This is a genomic window from Thermodesulfobacteriota bacterium, assembly GCA_026415035.1.
Taxonomy (GTDB): domain Bacteria; phylum Desulfobacterota; class BSN033; order BSN033; family UBA1163; genus RBG-16-49-23.
Genome location: JAOAHX010000001.1, coordinates 1 through 19,273, shown reverse-complemented (window position 1 = coordinate 19,273; position 19,273 = coordinate 1). Strand labels below are relative to the sequence as shown.

Annotated in this window: 14 protein-coding genes and 1 tRNA gene; 6 read left to right on the top strand and 9 right to left on the bottom strand. The window is 53.2% G+C overall.

What is annotated here, in order from left to right; genetic code table 11:
* Window position 1 precedes the first annotated feature (1 nt).
* Window positions 2-1,723, top strand: coding sequence for a DNA mismatch repair endonuclease MutL (gene mutL / locus N3G78_00075; protein ID MCX8116311.1), 1,722 nt, complete (start codon window positions 2-4; stop codon window positions 1,721-1,723).
* 5 nt (window positions 1,724-1,728) lie between these two features.
* On the opposite strand, the gene N3G78_00070 is transcribed toward mutL, so the two are convergent.
* From N3G78_00070 to N3G78_00040, 7 genes are all read right to left on the bottom strand, one after another.
* Window positions 1,729-3,117 carry a sigma-54 dependent transcriptional regulator gene (locus tag N3G78_00070; GenBank protein MCX8116310.1) on the bottom strand — a complete coding sequence of 463 codons (1,389 nt, stop codon included), beginning with the start codon at window positions 3,115-3,117 and terminating at the stop codon, window positions 1,729-1,731.
* Entirely contained in the window at window positions 3,114-4,862 is a 1,749-nt protein-coding gene (locus N3G78_00065) for an ATP-binding protein (GenBank protein ID MCX8116309.1), read from the bottom strand. The genes N3G78_00070 and N3G78_00065 overlap by 4 nt, the downstream gene beginning before the upstream one ends.
* Before the next feature lie 32 nt (window positions 4,863-4,894).
* On the bottom strand, window positions 4,895-6,100 hold the full coding sequence (gspF, locus tag N3G78_00060; GenBank protein MCX8116308.1) for a type II secretion system inner membrane protein GspF: 1,206 nt from the start codon (window positions 6,098-6,100) through the stop codon (window positions 4,895-4,897).
* A 66-nt stretch (window positions 6,101-6,166) separates the two neighbouring features.
* A complete protein-coding gene (locus tag N3G78_00055) occupies window positions 6,167-7,273 on the bottom strand; it encodes a type IV pilus twitching motility protein PilT (protein MCX8116307.1) in 1,107 nt (368 codons plus the stop codon).
* A 30-nt stretch (window positions 7,274-7,303) separates the two neighbouring features.
* Window positions 7,304-9,097, bottom strand: coding sequence for a type IV-A pilus assembly ATPase PilB (gene pilB / locus N3G78_00050; GenBank protein ID MCX8116306.1), 1,794 nt, complete (start codon window positions 9,095-9,097; stop codon window positions 7,304-7,306).
* A gap of 169 nt (window positions 9,098-9,266) precedes the next feature.
* A complete protein-coding gene (locus N3G78_00045; protein MCX8116305.1) occupies window positions 9,267-10,757 on the bottom strand; it encodes a HAMP domain-containing histidine kinase in 1,491 nt (496 codons plus the stop codon).
* Between the two features lie 51 nt (window positions 10,758-10,808).
* Entirely contained in the window at window positions 10,809-11,486 is a 678-nt protein-coding gene (locus tag N3G78_00040; protein MCX8116304.1) for a response regulator transcription factor, read from the bottom strand.
* 378 nt (window positions 11,487-11,864) lie between these two features.
* Between N3G78_00040 and N3G78_00035 the strand changes: the two genes are divergently transcribed.
* Complete coding sequence (locus N3G78_00035; GenBank protein MCX8116303.1) at window positions 11,865-12,677, top strand: acyltransferase; 813 nt, start codon at window positions 11,865-11,867, stop codon at window positions 12,675-12,677.
* 12 nt (window positions 12,678-12,689) lie between these two features.
* Window positions 12,690-13,322 carry a signal peptidase I gene (gene lepB / locus N3G78_00030; protein ID MCX8116302.1) on the top strand — a complete coding sequence of 211 codons (633 nt, stop codon included), beginning with the start codon at window positions 12,690-12,692 and terminating at the stop codon, window positions 13,320-13,322.
* On the opposite strand, the gene N3G78_00025 is transcribed toward lepB, so the two are convergent.
* The gene (locus N3G78_00025) at window positions 13,288-14,244 is read right to left on the bottom strand and encodes a bifunctional riboflavin kinase/FAD synthetase (GenBank protein ID MCX8116301.1); all 957 of its coding nucleotides are present in this window, start codon (window positions 14,242-14,244) and stop codon (window positions 13,288-13,290) included. The genes lepB and N3G78_00025 overlap by 35 nt on opposite strands.
* A 125-nt stretch (window positions 14,245-14,369) precedes the next feature.
* On the opposite strand from N3G78_00025, the gene N3G78_00020 reads away from it, so the two are divergent.
* Window positions 14,370-14,458, top strand: a tRNA-Leu gene (locus N3G78_00020).
* 32 nt (window positions 14,459-14,490) lie between these two features.
* On the opposite strand, the gene N3G78_00015 is transcribed toward N3G78_00020, so the two are convergent.
* On the bottom strand, window positions 14,491-16,533 hold the full coding sequence (locus tag N3G78_00015; protein MCX8116300.1) for a PBP1A family penicillin-binding protein: 2,043 nt from the start codon (window positions 16,531-16,533) through the stop codon (window positions 14,491-14,493).
* A 129-nt stretch (window positions 16,534-16,662) separates the two neighbouring features.
* On the opposite strand from N3G78_00015, the gene N3G78_00010 reads away from it, so the two are divergent.
* Entirely contained in the window at window positions 16,663-17,619 is a 957-nt protein-coding gene (locus N3G78_00010; GenBank protein MCX8116299.1) for a glycosyltransferase family 2 protein, read from the top strand.
* A gap of 26 nt (window positions 17,620-17,645) precedes the next feature.
* Window positions 17,646-19,273 (top strand): asparagine synthase (glutamine-hydrolyzing) (gene asnB / locus N3G78_00005; GenBank protein MCX8116298.1); only part of this gene is annotated, 1,628 nt, incomplete at its 3' end.

The following is a 19,273-nucleotide window of genomic DNA, read 5'->3' as shown; positions in this document are numbered from 1 at the left end:
AATGGGAACGGCCAAGATTCGAATACTGCCGGACCCTGTGGCTCAGAAGATCGCGGCCGGAGAGGTCGTTGAAAGGCCGGCCTCGGTGGTCAAAGAGCTGATCGAGAACGCGATCGATGCGGGAGCCTCGGAGATCGTCGTCGAACTCCAGGGGGGTGGGCTTCAACGGATTCGCGTATGTGACGACGGGGAAGGGATGGTTCCTGAGGATGTCCCCTTGGCCCTCCAGCGGTTCGCCACGAGCAAGATTCAGAATGCCGAGGATCTCTCTTCCATCCAGACCCTTGGATTCAGGGGAGAGGCCTTGCCGAGCATCGCCTCGGTCTCCAAGATGATCATCCGAAGCCGGCCCCCTGGCTTGCTCTATGGGACCCAGGCGATCTCTGAAGGGGGGGAGCTTCAGGGCCTCTCGGAGGTCGGCTGCCCCGTGGGGACGGAGGTGGAGGTCCTCGACCTTTTTTACAATCTTCCGGCCCGGAGAAAGTTTCTGAGGTCGATCCGCACAGAACTGCGCTATATCCTGAACCAGTTTCACCGGATCGGCCTGGCCTTTCCCTCCATCACCTTCAAGCTGATCCACGAAGGCCGTCTGCTCGAAGAGCTGATCAGGACGGACTCCCTTCTGGTTCGGGCCGAAGCCGTTCTCGGAAGGGAGGTGATCGACCACCTCTGCCCCTTCGATTATGAAGAGGGAGGCGTGGAGGTGAGGGGATTGACAAGCCTTCCCCCCTTTTCTAAGGTGAATCGGGAGGGCTTTTTTACTTACGTTCAGCGCCGGTGGGTGAGAGACCGGATCCTGAACCGGGCGATCCTCAACGCCTATCAGACCTATCTCCCTTCGGACCGATATCCCGTCACGATTTTGATGCTCGATCTTCCTCCCTCCTGGGTCGATGTCAATGTCCACCCGGCCAAAGCGGAGGTAAGATTTCGAGACCCCGAGAGGATTTATCAGACGGTATGGGCCTCCCTCCGGGGCCTCTTGGAAGAAAGGTCCCTCGGGAAAAGTTCGGTGGGCAAGCCAAAGCTAAAAGAAGAAGAGGCCAGCCCCCCATCGTCCTCCCATCCCCTTCCCCTTGGCGATCCCCAAGGCGAGAGGGGGCTTTATGAGAACATAAGGGTAGGGGAACCTCACTCCTCCTGGGAAAGAAGGGGGTCCTTTCGGGTCGTGGGTCAACTTTGGGGGACCTATATCCTCATCGAAACGGACAGGAGGCTTATCTTTGTGGATCAACACGCGGCCCACGAAAGGATCCTCTATGAGAGGCTCAAGAGGGAGACCGAGGAGGAGGGCCTTGCGCCCGAGCCGTTGCTTCTTCCTCTCTTGATCGAGGTCTCCCTTGAAGAGTCGCTTCTGATCGATTCGTTCCAGGATGAGTTGAAAGCAGGGGGATTCGAAATCGAGGCCGTAGGAGAAAGGCTCTATGCGGTCCGCTCGATCCCATCCCTTCTCCAAATCGAGAGGGCCGAGGAGACCCTCCGGTTGGTTTTGAAAGACCTTGCCGCCTTCCAGAGGGGAGGAACTCCCGATCTTCAGGCCTTCCTTACGTCCCTGGCCTGTCACGCTTCGGTCCGGGCCAATTACAGCCTAAACCCGCAGGAGATCGAAAAACTCCTTGAGCCCCTCTATCCTTTCCCTCCCTCCCTGACCTGCCCCCATGGCCGGCCCATCTTCTATGTGGTCACCCTCGAGGAGATGAACCGGCAATTTAAACGGGAGTAGGCCGATCAGCGTTGCTCTGTGTTGTTGAGCCCATACTTCTCGAGGCGGTAGCGCATGGAGCGGAAGTTGATCCGGAGGAGCTCGGCCGCTTTCTTTTTGATCCCCTTGGTCCGGTCGAGGGCCTTGATCAGGAGGGTCCGCTCCACCTCCTCGACGATCTTTTCGAGATCGATCCCCTCGTTCGGGATCTCGAGATCGAAGAGGTTCTTCTTGAAGAGCATCTGGCCCTGCATATAGGAGTTGAGGTTTTCGGGGGTCAACTCGGAGGCGGTTTCGAGGGCCACCGCCCGCTCGATGATGTTCTGGAGTTCTCTGACGTTTCCGGGGTAGTCGTATTGCATCAGGAGGCGGAGCGCTTCGGGCGAGATTCGGGTGATCTCCTTTCCCAGCTCCTCCGAATATTTTTTCAAAAAATGGGCGGCCAGAAGGGGGATGTCTTCCTTCCGTTCCCGGAGGGGAGGGAGCTTGATCTGGATCACGTTGAGACGGTAGAAGAGGTCCTCCCGAAACCGTTTTTCCCGGACCGCCTCCTCGAGGTCCTTGTTGGTGGCCGAGATGATGCGGACATCCACCCGAATGTCCTCGGTCCCCCCGACCCGTTTGAACTCCCTGTCCTGAAGCACCCGCAGCAGCTTCACCTGCATCATCAGGGGGAGTTCGCTGATCTCGTCGAGAAAGAGCGTGCCCTCGTCGGCGACTTCGAACAGCCCCTTCTTGGTCGTGATGGCATCGGTAAAGGCCCCTTTCATATGGCCGAAGAGCTCGCTTTCGATGAGGGTTTCAGGGATGGCGCCGCAGTTCAAGGTCACGAAGGGCTTCTCTTTCCGGGGGCTGTTGTAGTGGATCGCCTTGGCCACCAGTTCCTTCCCCGTCCCGCTTTCTCCGGTGATCAGGATATTGGTCTTGGTTGGGGCCACTTTGGCCAAGAGATCGTAGAGTTCGAGCATCTTCGGGCTCTGGCCGATGATCTTTTCGAAGTGGTAGCGTTCTTTCACCACCTCTTTAAGGAGCCGGTTCTCTTTCTGGAGGTGTTTCTTCTCGAGGGCGTTTTGGATGACGAGCTTGATCTCTTCGATCTTGAAGGGTTTCGTGATATAGTCGTAGGCTCCCTCCTTCATGGCCCGGATGGCCGTGTCCGCCGACGCATAGGCGGTGATCATGATCACCTCGGTCTCGGGGGAGACCATCTTGATCTGTTTCAGGGCGGCAAGCCCGTCCTGCTTGGGCATGCGGATATCGAGGAGGGCCAAGTCGTAAATATCCTTCTCGAGCAGCCGCATCACCTCTTCTCCATTGGAGGCGAGGGTGACCTGGTAGCCCTCTTTTTTTAACATCATCTCGAGGAGGGTCCTCATGCTTTTCTCGTCATCGGCCACTAAGATCTTCTCTTTCAGCATTCTCTCCTTTCTCCTGGAGGGAGGGATGGGGTTCCCTCGACATTTGCCGGGAGATAGAGGATCACGGCGGTCCCCCTGCCCGGCTCGCTCTCAACCCGGATGATCCCTTGATGGTTTTCGATGATTTTGTGGACGATCGAGAGGCCCAGACCCGTTCCCCCCTCTTTCGTGGTGTAGAAGGGATCGAAGATCTTTTCCTTTTCCTGGGGTGAGATCCCGACCCCCGTATCCGCGATGGTGATTTTAACCCATTCATCGGCTCGATCGACGGGAAAGGCATAGCCGACCCGAGGGGCTCCGCAGAGCTTCTCGATCCCGATTCGGATCGTGCCTTGCTCGGGGATCGCCTGGGCTGCATTGATCAGGAGGTTCCAGAAGACCTGACGGATTTGGCCAGGGTCGATCATGGCCTCGATCTCCTCCCCCTCGCCATTGGCCCTGGTCAGTTGGATTCCTGGGTGGAAGTAGGGAGAATGTCTGAATAATTCGATGGTTTCGTCGAGGATCGGGGCGATCCTCCAAGGAGATGGCTGTAGCTGCGGCGGGTGGGCAAAGAGGAGGAAGTCGTTGATCAAGGCATTGAGCCTCTCAGTCTCCCGCAGGGTGATGTCCATCAGGTATTCTTTAGGGGCGTCGAGCTCCAGCTCGGATTTCAGCATCTGGATCGCCCCGCTCAAGGAGGCCAAAGGATTCCGGATCTCATGGGCCATCCCCGCGGCCAGGGCGCCAATGGCGGCCATCCGATCGCACCGTTTCATCTGTTCTTCCATCTCCTTGAACCGGGTGATGTCCTGAAAAATGAGGATATGGCCGATCACCGCCCCTTCAGGATCGGTCAGGGGGGAGATGGAGAAACCGAGATGGGTTCTTCGCCCATCCGGCTCGTCGAGGAGGGTCTCGTATCGTTGATAGTCCAGGAGAGGGTTCGAGGAGGGTTTGAAATTCCTCAGGACCTTGGCGATTTCCGGAAAGAGTTCTCCGATCGGACGAGACTTCAACGCCTCGGCCTTCCGGTTTAGGATCTTTTCGGCGGTCCGGTTGAGGAAGTTGATCCGGCCTTCCAGATCGATGGTGAGCAGGCCGCTGTCCAGGCTTTGCACAATATTCCGGTTGAAGGCCTCCAGTTGCTCGTAGTCGACCTGCTTCTGAATCAGTTCCCGCTTCTTCTTTTTCAGCTCCTCCGCCACCAGACTGCTCAAGAAGGCGATGATGTAGAAGGCCGCCAGATAGGTGATGAGAGGATAGAAGACCTGGCTGGCCTCGGGAGGGGCCGTCTGGTGGGGGAGCCGGATCCAACCGTAATGTTGGAGCAAAAGGGTGAGGCCGTAGAGCAGAGTGGCGAAGGAGGCGGAGTAGAAGGCCCCCTTCTTAAAGAAGAGGATGCTGCTTCCGAGGATGGTGAAGAAATAGGCGATGGGGAAATAGCTTTCGTTTCCTCCAGTGAAGAGGATCAATCCGGCGATGAAGAGATGGTCGAGGAAGAGTTGGACCAGGGCAAATGTCCCCAAATCCTTGAGCCGTTTGAGGAGGAAGGCATAGATCGCGGTGGTCAGGTAAAAGAGGCTGATAAAGTAGTAGAAGGGAGGGGTCATGGGGATGAAGAAGTACTTCTTCTCGTAGATCTGGAAGAGGTAGGCGATCCCCAGGAGGAGGGTGAGGATGAGGACCCGACAGAGCATCAGCCCTTTGATGCTCTTTTCCATCTTCGGATCGCTGAAGGATGGGGTCGGATGGGATTCCATCGTTCGGTTCTTTTGCCACCTCCATAGGACCTTTAATGTAAGGCAGAGGCCATCTGGAAGATGGGGAGGTACATCGAGATGACCACCCCTCCGATGACCACGCCGAGAAAGACCATGAGGAAGGGCTCGAGCAAGGAGGTCAGGTTGCTGACCGCCACGTCGACCTCATCGTCATAGAAATCGGCGATCTTGGCCAACATCGCATCGAGGGCCCCTGTCGATTCCCCGACGGAGATCATCTGGATGACCATGGGAGGGAAGATGCCGCTTCGGCCCAAGGGTTCGGCGATGGTTTCGCCCTCTCGGATGCTGGCCCTGGCATTCAGGATGGCGGTTTCGATCGTTCGGTTCCCGGCGGTCCTCGAAACGATCTGAAGGCCATCGAGGATTGGCACCCCGCTGCTCACCAAGGTGCCGAGGGTCCGGGCAAATCGGGCCACGGCCACCTTTTTGAGGAGCATCCCGAAGACCGGGACTTTCAGGGTGAGCCGGTCCACCAAGGTCCGGCCGGCTTCGGTCCGGTAAAACTTCCTGAACAGAAAGACGAGCAGGATGAGAAAGGGGATGAAGACCAAGATGTACTTTTTAATAAATTTGCTGATGGCGAGGACGACGAGGGTGGGGAGGGGTAAGGATTGCCCTGCGGATTTGAACATGGTCTCAAAGACAGGGATGACGAAGATCATCAAGATGATGACGACCAGGACGGCCACCGTGACGATGATGGCGGGGTAGATCATCGCCGATTTCACCTTCTTCTTCAGGGCCTCGGCCTTTTCGATATAGTTGGAGAGTCGGGTCAGGATATTGTCAAGGATCCCCCCCTCCTCACCAGCCACGACCAGGTTGGTGTAGAGCTCATCGAAGACCGAGGGATGCTTCTTCAGGGCCCCGGCGAAGGTCGATCCTCCCTCCACATCCTCCCGGATCTCCCGGATGATGTTCTTGAAGGTCTTGTTCTCCTGTTGGGAGGCGAGGATGTCCAGCGATTGGACAAGGGGCAGTCCGGCATCGATCATCGTGGCCAGCTGGCGGGTGAAGATGGCGATGCTTCGCCTGGGGACCTTCTTCCCCACGGGGAACGAGAGCTTGATCTCCTTCCCCTTGGGCACGATCTTGGTTGGGATGATGTTCTGCTGGCGAAGGTGGATCCGAATGGCCGCCTCGCTCGGGGCTTCGAGCTCTCCCTTCTTGATCGTCCCTTTCAGTGTCTTTCCTTCCCATTTGTAGATTGGCATCGTTGATCCTCTCGGAGAACCTCGTTTGATTTCCCATTCGACGAAGAATGGAAGGGGCCCCCTCTCTTAGGTGGATTTCATCTGCCTCTCCCTCCTGCCTCCCAACACGCCCGCGTTGGATAACATCTGCCGGAACTCGTCGAGGTTGTGGCTCCGTTCCATGGCATCCTCCACGGAGATGAGGTGACGTTCGACAAGGGAGAGGAGGGCTTGGTTCATCGTCTGCATCCCGAAACGGGCCTGTCCCACCTGCATCAAGGAGTAGATTTGCTGGATCTTGTCTTCCCGGATGAGGTTTCGAATCGCCGGATTGGGGATCAGCACCTCCATGGCCAGGACCCGACCCTTGCCCCCCAATTTGGGGATGAGTTGCTGGGCGAGGATCCCTTCCAGGACGAAGGAGAGCTGGGTCCGGACCTGTTGTTGCTGATGGGGCGGAAAGACATCGATGATCCGGTTGATCGTCTCCACGCAGGAGTTCGTATGAAGGGTGGCAAAGGTGAGGTGTCCGGTTTCGGCGGTGAGCAGGGCGGCCTGAATCGTCTCGAGATCCCTCATCTCACCGATCAGGATGATGTCCGGGTCCTGGCGGAGGACATGGCGGAGGGCATTGGCGAACCCTTTGGTGTCGGAGTTGACCTCTCTTTGGTTGACAATGCAGTTTTTGTGGCGATGGAGGTATTCAATGGGGTCTTCGATGGTGATGATGTGGGCGTTCCGTTCCGTATTGATCTTGTCGATCATCGCGGCGAGGGTGGTCGATTTCCCTGTGCCGGTGGGGCCGGTGACCAGGACCAGGCCCTTGGGTTTCTTGATGAGCTCATTGACGATGGGCGGGATCCCCAGTTCCGAGAAGTTGAGGATGTCAAAGGAGATGGCCCGGAAGGCGCCCGCCACCGCTCCCCGTTGCATGAAGATGTTGCCCCGGAATCGGCTCAGCCCTTTGATGCCAAAGGAGAAATCGAGTTCCCATTCCTCTTCAAACTTATGGCGCTGGGCGTCGGTGAGCACGCTATAACAGAGTCGTTTGGTGTCCTGGGCGGTCAGGACCGTCGAATCGATGCTCACCAGCCTCCCATCGATGCGGCACTGGGGTGGGCTTCCCGTCGTGATGTGAAGGTCGGAAGCCCCCTTTTCGATCATGACTTCAAGCAATTTTTGTAATTCGACCATGTGGACTCCTTCCCTTGATTCGGAGGCGCCTCAGCGATCGTCCATCGTAGAACGGAGCACCTCCTCGATCGTGGTCAAACCTTCTCGAATCTTAATGATCCCGCTCTGACGGAGGGTCTTCATGCCCAAGCGGATGGCCTCTTTTTTGATTTCCGAAGAGGAGGCCCTGGCAAGGATCAGCTCCTTGATCTCATCCTTGATGGGCATGACTTCATAGAGACCGATCCTCCCCTTATAACCTGTCTGGTTGCAGATGGGACACCCTCTCCCTTTAAAGACGGGAAACGTCTTGACCTCGTCGGGCGAGACCCCGAGATCGATTAACAATTGGGGATGGACCTTGATGGGCTCTCGACATTCGACACAGATCTTACGGACCAGCCTCTGGGCCAGAATCAGGATGACGGAGGAGGCGATCAGGAAGGGTTCGATCCCCATGTCGATCAAACGGGTGATGGTCCCAGGGGCGTCGTTGGTGTGCAGCGTGCTCAGGACGAGGTGCCCCGTCAGGGCGGCCTGGACCGCTATCTGGGCGGTTTCAAAATCCCTGATCTCCCCGACCATGATGATGTCAGGGTCCTGACGGAGGAACGACCGAAGGGCCGACGCAAAGGTGAGGCCGATCTCCTCGTGCATCTGAACTTGGTTGATCCCCATGAAATTGTATTCCACGGGGTCTTCGGCGGTCATGATGTTTTCCGTCTCCTTGTTCAGTTCTGAGAGGGCCGAATAGAGGGTCGTCGTCTTTCCGCTTCCCGTGGGACCCGTCACCAGGATCATCCCGACGGGTTTTTTCAGGGCATTTTTAAAGTCCTCGAGAGAGGACTCCTCGAACCCCAGTTTGGTCATATCCAGTTGGAGGGCCGATTTATCGAGGAGCCGGAGGACCACTTTCTCTCCGAAAAGGACGGGGACGGTGGAGACCCTGAAGTCCATCTCCCTCCCTTTCCCGAGGCGCAACTTGATCCGGCCATCCTGGGGAAGCCTTCTTTCGGCGATATCCAGCTTCGCCATGATCTTGAGACGGGAAACGATGGCGTTCTTGATCTGGATGGGGAGGGTCATTTCTCGCCTCATGACCCCATCCACACGGTACCGAACCCGGAAGCTCCTTTCATAAGGTTCAAAATGGATATCGCTGGCGCCCACCTTGATGGCCTTGATGAGGATCCCGTTGACGATCTTGATGATGGGCCCCCCGATCTCCTCTGTCTCCTCAGCGGTCTGGTTCTCGACCACCTCCACCGAATCGACGGCACCATGGACCAGCTTGTCAAATTCGTCCACATCCACGAGGTCATGGTCGAGGAGGTCCAGATCGGCATTGGAGGATTTTTCCTCTTCCAAGGTATAGTCGAGGGGCTGGAAGCTGTTCGAACCCGATCCCGAGATGCTTCCCCCCCCACCATAATACTTCTTGATGGCATCCACGATCTCCGTTTCCGAGGCTACGACCGGTTCGACGTTGAATCCGGTCATAAACTTGATCTCGTCGATGACGACGATGTTGCTCGGATCGGCCATCGCAAGGGTCAATTTCGGCCCCACACGGTTGATCGGGATGATGAAATATTTCTTGGAGATGCTGGGGGGGATCAATTTGGTGACGTTGGGATTGATCTCGATCTTCGATAATTTTACCGACGGGACACGGTACTGGGCACTCAAGAAGGCCAGCAGCTCGTCCTCCTTAAGATAGCCCAATTTCACCAGGATGGATTCTAACCTTCCCCCCTTTAACTTCTGTTCTTCTTGGGCTTTTTTGAGCTGTTCGGGGGTGATGAAGTTTCTCTTGACCAGCAGCTCTCCGAGACGCTCAGACAAATTTAACTCCTTATCCCTTTTTAAACCAGATTATTTTTTGGTGGCTTTTTATTTTTGTGCAAGGTTGGTGCCAAAATTTGACCATTTTGTAATTCTTTGGAATCTTTCAATGAATTTAATTCTACCGCAAGCCCCACACACTAATAGTTAATGAAAACGTGCCAATTGGTCAATATTTGTCCACGGAGGGCCCGGGCGAGAGGAGTGGGAGCCTGACGATGAAGGTGCTTCCTTTGCCCAGTTCGCTTTGGACCGAGATTTCTCCCTGGTGGGCTTCGACGATCCATTTACAGATGCTGAGGCCCAACCCGCTTCCCCCCTGTTCCCTTGAACGGGCCTTATCCACCCGATAAAATCGGTTGAAAATCTTCTTCTGGTCTTCCTGGGATATGCCGATCCCGGTATCCGTGATGGTAATTTTTGCAAAGTTAACTTTCGGTTGAGGGTCATGGGGGTTGGAAGGGAGAACGTCGTTCTTCTCTTTGGTGAGGGAGATCGAAACGGTTCCACCGGGTTCAGTATACTTTATGCCGTTATCGATGAGGTTTATAAAAAGTTCCCTCATCCGGAGCGGATCGCCCAGGATATGAACCTCCTCTGCTCCGTTCGGTTCTTCCGAGACCATTCTAATTTCAATATTCTTAGGCCGGGCCAGGATCTTCATCTGCTCGGTCAATTCACAGAGGAGCTGCTTGAGATGGATCTCCTCTCGGCTCAGTCGAATCTCTCCGATATCGGCCTTGGAGAGCAACAGGAGATCTTCAACGATTTTGGACATACGATCGATCTCCTCGAGGTTGCTTTGAAGGATCTGTTCGTATTCGTAAGGCTCGCGCCTCTTCCGGAGGGCGACCTCCACCTCTCCCTTGAGAATCGTCAGAGGCGTCTTGAGCTCGTGGGAGGCGTCGGTGGTGAATTGTTTGATCTGGCGGAAGGAGTGATCGAGGCGGGAGATCATCTCGTTGAAGGTGTCGATCAGCCTCGATATCTCATCTTTCACCTTGGAGGTTTGGATCCTCTGGTTCAGGTTTTGAGAGGTGATCATCCGGGCGGTCTGGGTGATTTGGTCAACGGGCTTCAAGGCCTTGTTGGCAAGAAATAGCCCCCCGAGGCTTGCGATAAGGAGAATCGAGGGGACGGTCACACATAGGATGAGCAGAAGGGTATCCAGGGCTTCTTCGACGTCCTCCAAAGAAGAAGCCACCTGGATCATCTTGGTGACCTGGTTCTGTTCCATGACGGGATAGGTGATGATCCTCAAGGGGGTATTGTGGATCGATCGATTCGTTTCGTAAGTGATCAGCCCTTTGGCCCCATTCCTCAAGGCTTTTAAGGTGATGGGAAGCTGGGTGTTTTTCAGGTTTTCGGAAGTTCTTCCGATCCTTCCCGATTCGTCGAGGACCTGGATGAACTTTCCGATGGGCCTGAGATTCATGGAGGCCTCAAGGGCCTGATCGATCGTTCCGAAAGTAAATTTCGACAGGGGGGAGGTCGACTCCGAAGCGATCGCCTCGGCGAGGATCCTCAATTTCCGGTCGACTTCCTGATAGAGGCTCCGGGAGAGGGTAAGGTATAAAAGGGCGCTGAAGGAGATGAGGAGGATGCCCAAAATGAGGACATACCAAAGGGTGAGTTTGAATCGCAGGCTTCGGAAATCCATCGCTCCTTTTCAATACCCCTCGACCCCGGGAAGATCCCTGGGGTTGTCCTTTTAGCCCTTGTCTGGCGAGAGGATGTAACCCACACCCCGGATGGTATGAATCAATTTGGGTTCGAACCCCTTGTCGATCTTTTTCCTCAGATAATTGACGTAGACATCGATCACATTCGTCATCGAATCAAAATGGTAATCCCAGACATGTTCCGAAATCATGGTCCGCGTCAACACCTTGTTCGGATTCCTCATGAAATATTCTAAAAGGGCATACTCTTTGGCTGTGAGTTCGATCTCTTTGTCTCCCCTTTTCACCTTGTGGGTGACTGGCGAGAGGGTTAGGTCAGCGACCTTGAGAACCGGTTCCACCTCCGCTCGGTCACGACGCAGGAGGGCCCGGATTCTGGCCAAGAAGACTTTAAATTCAAAGGGCTTTGTCAAATAATCGTCACATCCCGAATCCAAGCCCCTGACAATATCTTCGGCCGTGTCCTTCGCGGTAACAACCAGTATAGGAACCCTATTTTTACGATTCCGTATCCTTCTTAAGACCTCCAGGCCGTCGATTTTCGGAATCATCAAATCGAGGACGATCAGGTCGTAATCGTTGACCTCGGAGAGGTGGAGACCGGCCTCTCCATCCAGAGCGACATCCACGGCGTAACGTTCCTCTTCGAGGCCCTTCTTAATAAAATTGGCCACCTTGACTTCGTCTTCGATGACGAGAATCCTCATGAGAAATTTTGGTCCTTCAATCTCGTCCCCTTTTTATCGGGGCATGCAAAAGGGGCGGTTGAGAAAGCCCCGCCTTTCAGGCGGGGACCCGGCCCTGTCTATTCCATTTAAGTCCTCTACCTCGAAGCCCGGACCAGTGTAAGGCGAGCTTCCTGATTCAATGGGAGAGGTGTTTTCAAGGTCATGGCCAGAACATCTAGACCTTCAAACATTATAAATTCCTTACAAAAAAATGCAATAAAGATTTAGGGAGCCTTCCGTCCTCATTTTACGGGAGAAGAGCGCCCCTTCTTCCGCCTTTTTTACTTTCCGCAGGGTTGACACTCTCCCTCTCACTCTGTTAGCATTTTGGAAATTTCGGATTGGGGGCAGGAGGTCTTGATTAAACTCGCGGGGATTCAGTTTTCCTGTTCCGAAGAGAAGGAGGCCAACATCGCTAAGGCCATCCGGTTTGCAGAGATTGCCATTGAACGGGGGGCCCAAATCCTCTGCTTCCCGGAATTGTTTAGCACTCACTGGTTTCCCAAGGAGATGGCTTCCGACCATTTCGCCCTGGCTGAGACAGCGGACGGTCCGATGGTCCAGCAGATGCAGGCTCTGGCCAAAAGGAATGGCGTGGTCCTGGTCTGTCCTTTTTTCGAGAAGGAGGGGCAGTCGTATTTCAATTCCGCCGTTGTGATCGACGCGGATGGGAGTCTCTCCGGGATCTATCGGAAGATCCATGTCCCCCAGATTCCCCTCTGGGAGGAACGATACTACTTTTCCACCGGAAATCTGGGATTTCCGATATTTCGAACCCGATTTGCAATCCTCGGCGTCCAAATCTGCTGGGATAATTTCTTTCCGGAGGGGTCGAGGATCTTGGCGTTGAAAGGAGCCCAGATCATCTTCGCCCCAACGGCAGCGGCCTTTGCCTCTCAGGAGAAGTGGCGGACGGTGATCGCCAGCAATGCGATGACCAACGGCGTATTTATCTTTCGGGTGAACCGGGTAGGAAGCGAGGAGAAGCAGGACTTTTACGGAAAGTCCTTCTGCGTCTCCCCCGAAGGGGAACTGATGGACAAACCGAGCGGGATGAAGGAGGGCATTGCCTTCATCGAGATCGATCTCAGGCAGATCGACCAGGTGAGGAGGGAGTGGCCTTTTCTGAAAGACCGAAAATCCCAGCTCTATAAAGAGTTGATCGAATAACCGAAATAACCTATGACCTTCCGAAAGATTCTCAAAGAGTATGTCGAGCCGATCGCCATCGCGGTCTTGATCGCCCTCTTCATCCGGACCTTTATCGTTCAGGCCTTCAAAATCCCTTCGAGTTCCATGGAGCCCACCCTCCAGGTCGGTGACCATATCCTGGTGAGCAAATTCATCTATGGGGTGAAGATCCCTTTTACCCAGAAGAAGCTCTTCCAGTATCAGAGGCCGCAACGAGGAGACGTGATCGTCTTTGTCTTCCCGAAGGACCGATCGAAGGATTTCATCAAACGGGTGATCGGGGTGGAGGGAGACCGGATCGATATTGAAGGCGACCAGGTCTTTATCAACGGGAAACGGATGGAAGACCCGTGGGGATATTACCAAACCCGAAATTCGTTGAGGAAGTCGCTCGGCCCTATCGGTCCTTTCGAGCATGTCGTCGTCCCGAAAGACCATCTCTTCGTCCTTGGAGACAACCGGGATAACAGCCAGGACAGTCGGGTCTGGGGGTTTGTCCACCTTAACGAGGTCAAGGGCAAGGCCTTTCTCATCTATTTTTCGGGGCCGAGTTTTCTCCACATCCTGTTTCCCTGGATCTGGGACGAAATCAAATGGGAGAGGTTCGGGAGATTGATCCATTGATCCCGAACACATTTCGTTCGGCCCATGCGATGTCGTTTTTGATCTGCGTGATTAAGGCTTCGGTCGAAGGAAAGCGGATTTCGTCTCGGATCCGCTCTACAAAAGAAACCTGCAGTTCCTCGCCGTAGAGATCTCCTTGGAAATTTAAAAGGTGGATTTCGAGACTCAGGGCATTGGCCTCGAAGGTCGGATTGAAACCCATGTTGGCCACCCCTTTGAACTCTTTGCCCTGCCAGGCCACCCGGACGGCATAGACTCCCGGCTTGGGATAGAGTTCTTCTCCCATCTCGAGATTTGCGGTGGGGAAACCGAGGAGGTGTCCCCGTTTCGCCCCCTCGATCACTCGTCCGAAGACAGGATAGGGCCTGCCGAGGAGGCTTGCAGCCCTTTTGACATCCCCTTCTTTGATGAGCTCTCGGATTTTGGAACTGCTGACGACGATTTCCCCCACGGTGAGGGCCTCCACCACCTCTACTTCAACCCCGAATTGACCGCATATCTCTTTGAGGGCGGTTGCATCCCCGGCCTTCCCTTTTCCGAAACGGTAATTATATCCGATATAGACCTTTTGAGCCCCGACCTGGTCCACCAGAATATTTTTGACAAATTCGAAGGGAGAGAGTTCGGAAAAGGCCTGGGTGAAATGGATACAGAGGACCTTCTCCACCCCTGTTTTTTCGAGAAGCCACATCTTTTTCCGGAAGGGGGTGAGAAGGGGAGGGCACTGGTTAGGTGAGAGGATTTTTAAGGGATGGGGCTCGAAAGTGATCACCATCGATTCCCCACCCACCCTTCGGGCTTCGGCTTTGACTTTTTCAAAAATCCTCTGGTGACCGAGATGGACACCATCGAAATTCCCCAGGGTGACCACAGGGTTTTTCAAAGGTTTTCGTAAGTTATCGATCCCTCGTATGATTTCCATAAGGCGCTTTGGAATTGGGATGGTGGGCGGTCTTTTTTTTTACCCTTTTTTCCCTTTTTAGGTCGCCTTGACAATATTTTAAAAAAATATAAAATAGAATTTGGGCTGTTTTCAATTTACACCGGGCCGAAGTGGCGGAATTGGTAGACGCGCTAGATTCAGGGTCTAGTGGACAATCGGGTCCGTGGGGGTTCAAATCCCCCCTTCGGCACCAAAGTTACCCTCCTTACCCCATCCCGCCTTCCCTCATTTTTTAGATCCAGAGTGGTTCAGGTCTAATTTGAAGAAATCGATGGATGGCCTCAAGGAGACTTGAATATCTTTTTTATAGGGTCCGGTCCCTTCTCTGAAGCATTCTAAAATCGCTTCCTTCCGCTGGCTTATCTGACCGGATTTGGGATCGATCTTCATGAATTCGATGCCATCCGGTCTCGAAAAGTTCCTGACCTCTTTATTTTTAAGAATTCTTGACATAAAGTCGACCCAGATGGGAGAGGCTGCCCTTGCTCCGGTCTCTCCTTCGCCCAGAGATCTGTCCTCGTCAAACCCCACCCAAACGCCCGTGACAAACTCGGGAGTATATCCGATAAACCAGGCATCGAAAAATTGGTCAGTTGTCCCTGTTTTGGCGGCGACAGGCCTTCCCAGGGCCTTGGCCCTCCAACCCGTTCCTTGCTGGACCACGCTTTCGAGAAGATTCGTCATGAGAAAGGCAGTCTGCGGACTGATGAGTTGGACAGAAGGGGTAAAGTCTTCCGGGTAGTTTAATGGGTGATTCTCCTCGAGGAGATTTCCGTGTCGGTCCAGAATTTTCTTAATGAAGATCGGGGTAAACCTCTTCCCTTGATTTCCGAAAACGGCATAGGCCTTGGTCAATTCAAAGAGGGAGAGGCTCGATGACCCAAGGGCCATGGCAAGATGGTCATGAAGCGGGGAGGTGATGCCGAGGGTCCTGGCGTAGTCTCGGATATAATCGATTCCGATGTCGCGAGCGATCTTGACCGTTACCACGTTGATCGAACGGGAGAGGGCATTTCTCAGAGTGGTGGGTCCAGAAAACTTCTCATCATAATTTTTGGGTGTCCAGCGTTGGCCCCCGAATTCAAAAACAATCGGAGAATCCACAACGATGGAGGCAGGGGTATAGCCCCTGTCGAGAGCTGAGGCGAAGACGATCGGTTTGAAAGCCGACCCAGTCTGCCGTAAGGCTTGGGTCGCTCTGTTAAACTGGCTTTTTTTATAATTTCTTCCGCCCACCATGGCCTTCACATAACCTGTGTCGAGTTCAAAACAGATCAAGGCCCCTTCTACATTTAGACCCTCCCTGCCGGAAGGGTATTTTTGCCTTTTTTCGATCTCTCTCAAACCCGATTCGACCGCCTCTTGGGCAGCCCTTTGCGCATACAGGTCAAGGGTTGTGAAAACCTGTAACCCACCCGTATAGAGGGCCTCCTTTCCATATCTTTCTTCAACATACTTCCTCACGTGGTCCACGAAATGGGGCGCCTTCTCTGCGGGAGAAGGCCTTCTTTCTTTAAGCTCCAATTTCGCATGAAGCGCCTTATGTGCTTCGGCCTCGGTGATGAACCCCTCTTCGACCATCCGATTCAAAATATAACCCTGCCTCCTCTTCGCCTGTTCGGGATGGTGAAATGGGGAGTATTTTGACGGGGCTTGCGGTAGTCCTGCGAGCAAGGCCGATTCAGGAAGACTCAGCTCTTCCACGGGTTTTCCAAAGTAGACCTCCGCGGCCGATGCTACCCCATAGGCTCCGTGTCCAAGGTAGATCTGGTTGAGATAGAGGTAAAGAATCTCTTCCTTGGTCAAATATCTTTCGATTTTAAATGACAGGATGGCCTCCCGTATCTTTCTCGATACGCTCTTTTCAGGGGTCAGGAGGAGTGATTTGACCACCTGCTGGGTGATCGTGCTTCCGCCCTGAACGATTTCCCCAGAAAAGATGTTTTTAAAAAGGGCCCTTAAGATGGCGAGATAATCGACCCCTTTGTGTTGAAAAAATCTTGCATCTTCCCCGGCAATGAAGGCATGGATCAAATGATCCGGCATGCGCTCGAGGGAGACGACCTCTCTTTTCTCGACGAAGAATTCACCGATAATCTCTCCCTGGTCTGAAAAGAACCGGGTGATGGTGGGAGGGTCATAATTTTTAAGATTTTCGATACTCGGCAAATCGTGGCCGAAATAATAGTAAGTCGAGATTCCAAAAACAAAAAGGGAGGTCAAAATGACCATCACCAGGGTGATAGAAATTTTAACTACCTTTTCCATCTCTCATTTTGAAAAAAACAAGAAATTTCAATGAGTAACAACGACAAGCTTAGATTTTTCTTGACTTCTCGCATCTTACTATAGAATAATGGCAAAAAAATTGCAATAATCACCCTGAAAGGCGGACCCATGGGATCAAAAGGACTCGAAACCATTTCGATCATCGTCCCTGTGTTTAACGAAGTGGACAACATTTCTCCGCTGGTGGATCGGTTGGTCGAAACAATGAAGAGGTTGAACAGACCCTATGAGGTGATCTTTATTGACGATGGAAGCATCGACGGCACCCTCGAGGCATTGATAGAGGCCCACCGTAAAGACCCCCACATAAAAATCATCAGTTTTACTCGAAATTTTGGGCAGACGGCTGCATTAAGCGCAGGGATTGACTCCTGCTTCGGGGATATCATTATTCCGATGGATGGTGATCTGCAGAACGACCCAGAAGATATCCCTCATCTTTTGAAGAAGATGGATGAAGGATATGACGTGGTAAGTGGGTGGCGGAAAGATCGAAAAGACCCCTTTTTTACTCGAAGGCTTCCCTCGCTCATCGCCAATAAATTGATCTCTATTATCAGCGGCGTGCCCCTTCATGACTATGGCTGCACCCTAAAGGCCTACAAAAAGGATATCTTAAAAAATATCAGACTTTACGGTGAAATGCATCGTTTCATTCCCATCTATGCAAAATGGGTTGGGGCCAAAGTCACCGAGATACCCGTCCGGCATTCCGAGAGAAGATCGGGTTCTTCAAAATATGGTTTGATCAGGGTATTCAAGGTCCTCCTGGATCTCATGGTGGTCAAGTTTCTCATGTCCTATTCTCAGAAACCGATCTATGTTTTTGGAGGGATGGGGTTGTTCATGATCCTCGGGGCCTTTCTTTCAGGGTTCTTTGCCCTTTATTTAAAATATGTTGAAGGGACTTCCTTTATCCAGACTCCTTTACCTCTCCTTTTTGTCCTCCTCATGATTCTGGGCTTTTTCTCGATCCTTATGGGATTTCTCGCCGAGATCATGACCCGAACGTATTACGAGTCTCAGGGAAAACCGACCTATCACATCAAAGAGACCATTCCGTAAGAGCGGGGGATAGAGAAAGGTTAGATATGTGCGGGATTGTGGGGTTTCTGACTTCCAACGCATCTGAGATCCCCACCCCTGACGTCTTGGTTAAGATGAGGGATATCCTCTCCCATCGTGGCCCGGACGACCAGGGTGAGTATATCCGGCCCATCGATGACGCTGGTCCTTTTCTCTTTTTCGGACACAGGCGGTTGAGCATCATCGATCTTACCATGGGCCACCAGCCCCTTACGAACGAAGATGGATCCGTCTGGGTTATCTTCAACGGGGAGATCTACAATTTCCTTGAGTTGAGGGAGAGATTGGAAGGGTTCGGCCATCGGTTTAGGACCCGATCCGACACAGAGGTCATCGTTCATGGTTACGAGGAGTACGGCGAAGATTGTTTCAGATATTTCAACGGGATGTTTGCCATCGCCATTTGGGATGAAACGGAGAAACAGTTGCTCCTCGCGAGAGACCGGCTCGGAAAGAAACCGCTCTACTATAGTCAACTCCCAGAGACCTTTTTATTCGGATCGGAGCTGAAAGCCCTCATGGCTTACCCGGCCTTCCCCCGAAGGGTTTCTTCTCTCTCGTTCATGAAGTACCTCTTTTATGAATTTATCCCATCCCCTCATACGATCTTTGAAGATGCAAAGAAACTCCCTTCGGCTTCTTACTTAAAGTGGAAAAACGGGGAGATAGCCATCAAACCCTACTGGTCCCCTTTCTTAGGAGGAGAAATCAGGGACATCTCCGAGGAAGAGGCGGGAGAAAAAATCTTGGACCTCCTCAGAGCCTCGGTGAAACGGAGGCTTATCAGTGACGTCCCTCTGGGGATATTTTTAAGCGGGGGGATCGATTCGAGCGCCGTGGCAGCCTTGGCCCAGGAAGAGACGGGGAGGATCAAAACCTTTTCCATCGGCTTCGAAGACCCTTCCTTCGATGAATCGAGGTATGCTTCAAAAGTCTCCTCCTATCTCGGGACCGAACATCACGAAAAGATCATGACTCCCAAAGATTTGCTCGATGTCGTTTCAGTGTTGCCCGATATTTTAGATGAGCCGATGGCCGATGCCTCCATCCTGCCCACTTACCTTCTCTCCAAGTTCACAAGGCAATACGTTACCGTGGCACTGGGAGGGGATGGGGGAGATGAACTGTTCGCGGGATATCCCACCTACGTGGCTCATAAGCTGGCTTGGTTTTACGAGAAGTATCTGAAATTTTTTCATCCCTTTTTTCTCCTGGTGGGCAATTCCCTTCCGGTATCCGATGACAACATCAGTTTCGATTTCAAGGTGAAGCGATTCCTCTCCGGTATCGGATATCCCGATGGGGTGCGGAACTCGATCTGGCTGGGTTCCTTCGGATTTTCTGACATTGGAAAAGTGGTCACCGCAGAGATCCGCGGCCAATTCAACCGCGATCGGTTGGTCGAAGAAATACTCTCTTATCAAAAAGATTATCTTTGGGAAGACCGAGTCACTGCCCTTCAATATCTTGACCTCAGGCTCTATCTCCAGGAGGCGATCCTGACCAAAGTCGATCGAGCGAGCATGGCCTGTTCCCTGGAGGTGAGAGCTCCATTTTTGGATTATGAGCTGGTCGAATTTGTGATGCGACTTCCTTCGAAGTTCAAATTAAAAGGGTTTAAGACGAAATCCCT

Bases quoted from the DNA above. Each gene is read 5' to 3' on its own strand.
- N3G78_00065 (MCX8116309.1), bottom strand. From the start codon at position 4,862: ATGGAATCCCATCCGACCCCATCCTTCAGCGATCCGAAGATGGAAAAG.
- N3G78_00025 (MCX8116301.1), bottom strand. From the start codon at position 14,244: ATGGAAATCATACGAGGGATCGATAACTTACGAAAACCTTTGAAAAAC.
- N3G78_00055 (MCX8116307.1), bottom strand. From the start codon at position 7,273: ATGGTCGAATTACAAAAATTGCTTGAAGTCATGATCGAAAAGGGGGCT.
- N3G78_00010 (MCX8116299.1), top strand. From the start codon at position 16,663: ATGGGATCAAAAGGACTCGAAACCATTTCGATCATCGTCCCTGTGTTT.
- mutL (MCX8116311.1), top strand. From the start codon at position 2: ATGGGAACGGCCAAGATTCGAATACTGCCGGACCCTGTGGCTCAGAAG.
- N3G78_00015 (MCX8116300.1), bottom strand. From the start codon at position 16,533: ATGGAAAAGGTAGTTAAAATTTCTATCACCCTGGTGATGGTCATTTTG.
- N3G78_00045 (MCX8116305.1), bottom strand. From the start codon at position 10,757: ATGGATTTCCGAAGCCTGCGATTCAAACTCACCCTTTGGTATGTCCTC.
- lepB (MCX8116302.1), top strand. From the start codon at position 12,690: ATGACCTTCCGAAAGATTCTCAAAGAGTATGTCGAGCCGATCGCCATC.
- gspF (MCX8116308.1), bottom strand. From the start codon at position 6,100: ATGCCAATCTACAAATGGGAAGGAAAGACACTGAAAGGGACGATCAAG.
- N3G78_00040 (MCX8116304.1), bottom strand. From the start codon at position 11,486: ATGAGGATTCTCGTCATCGAAGACGAAGTCAAGGTGGCCAATTTTATT.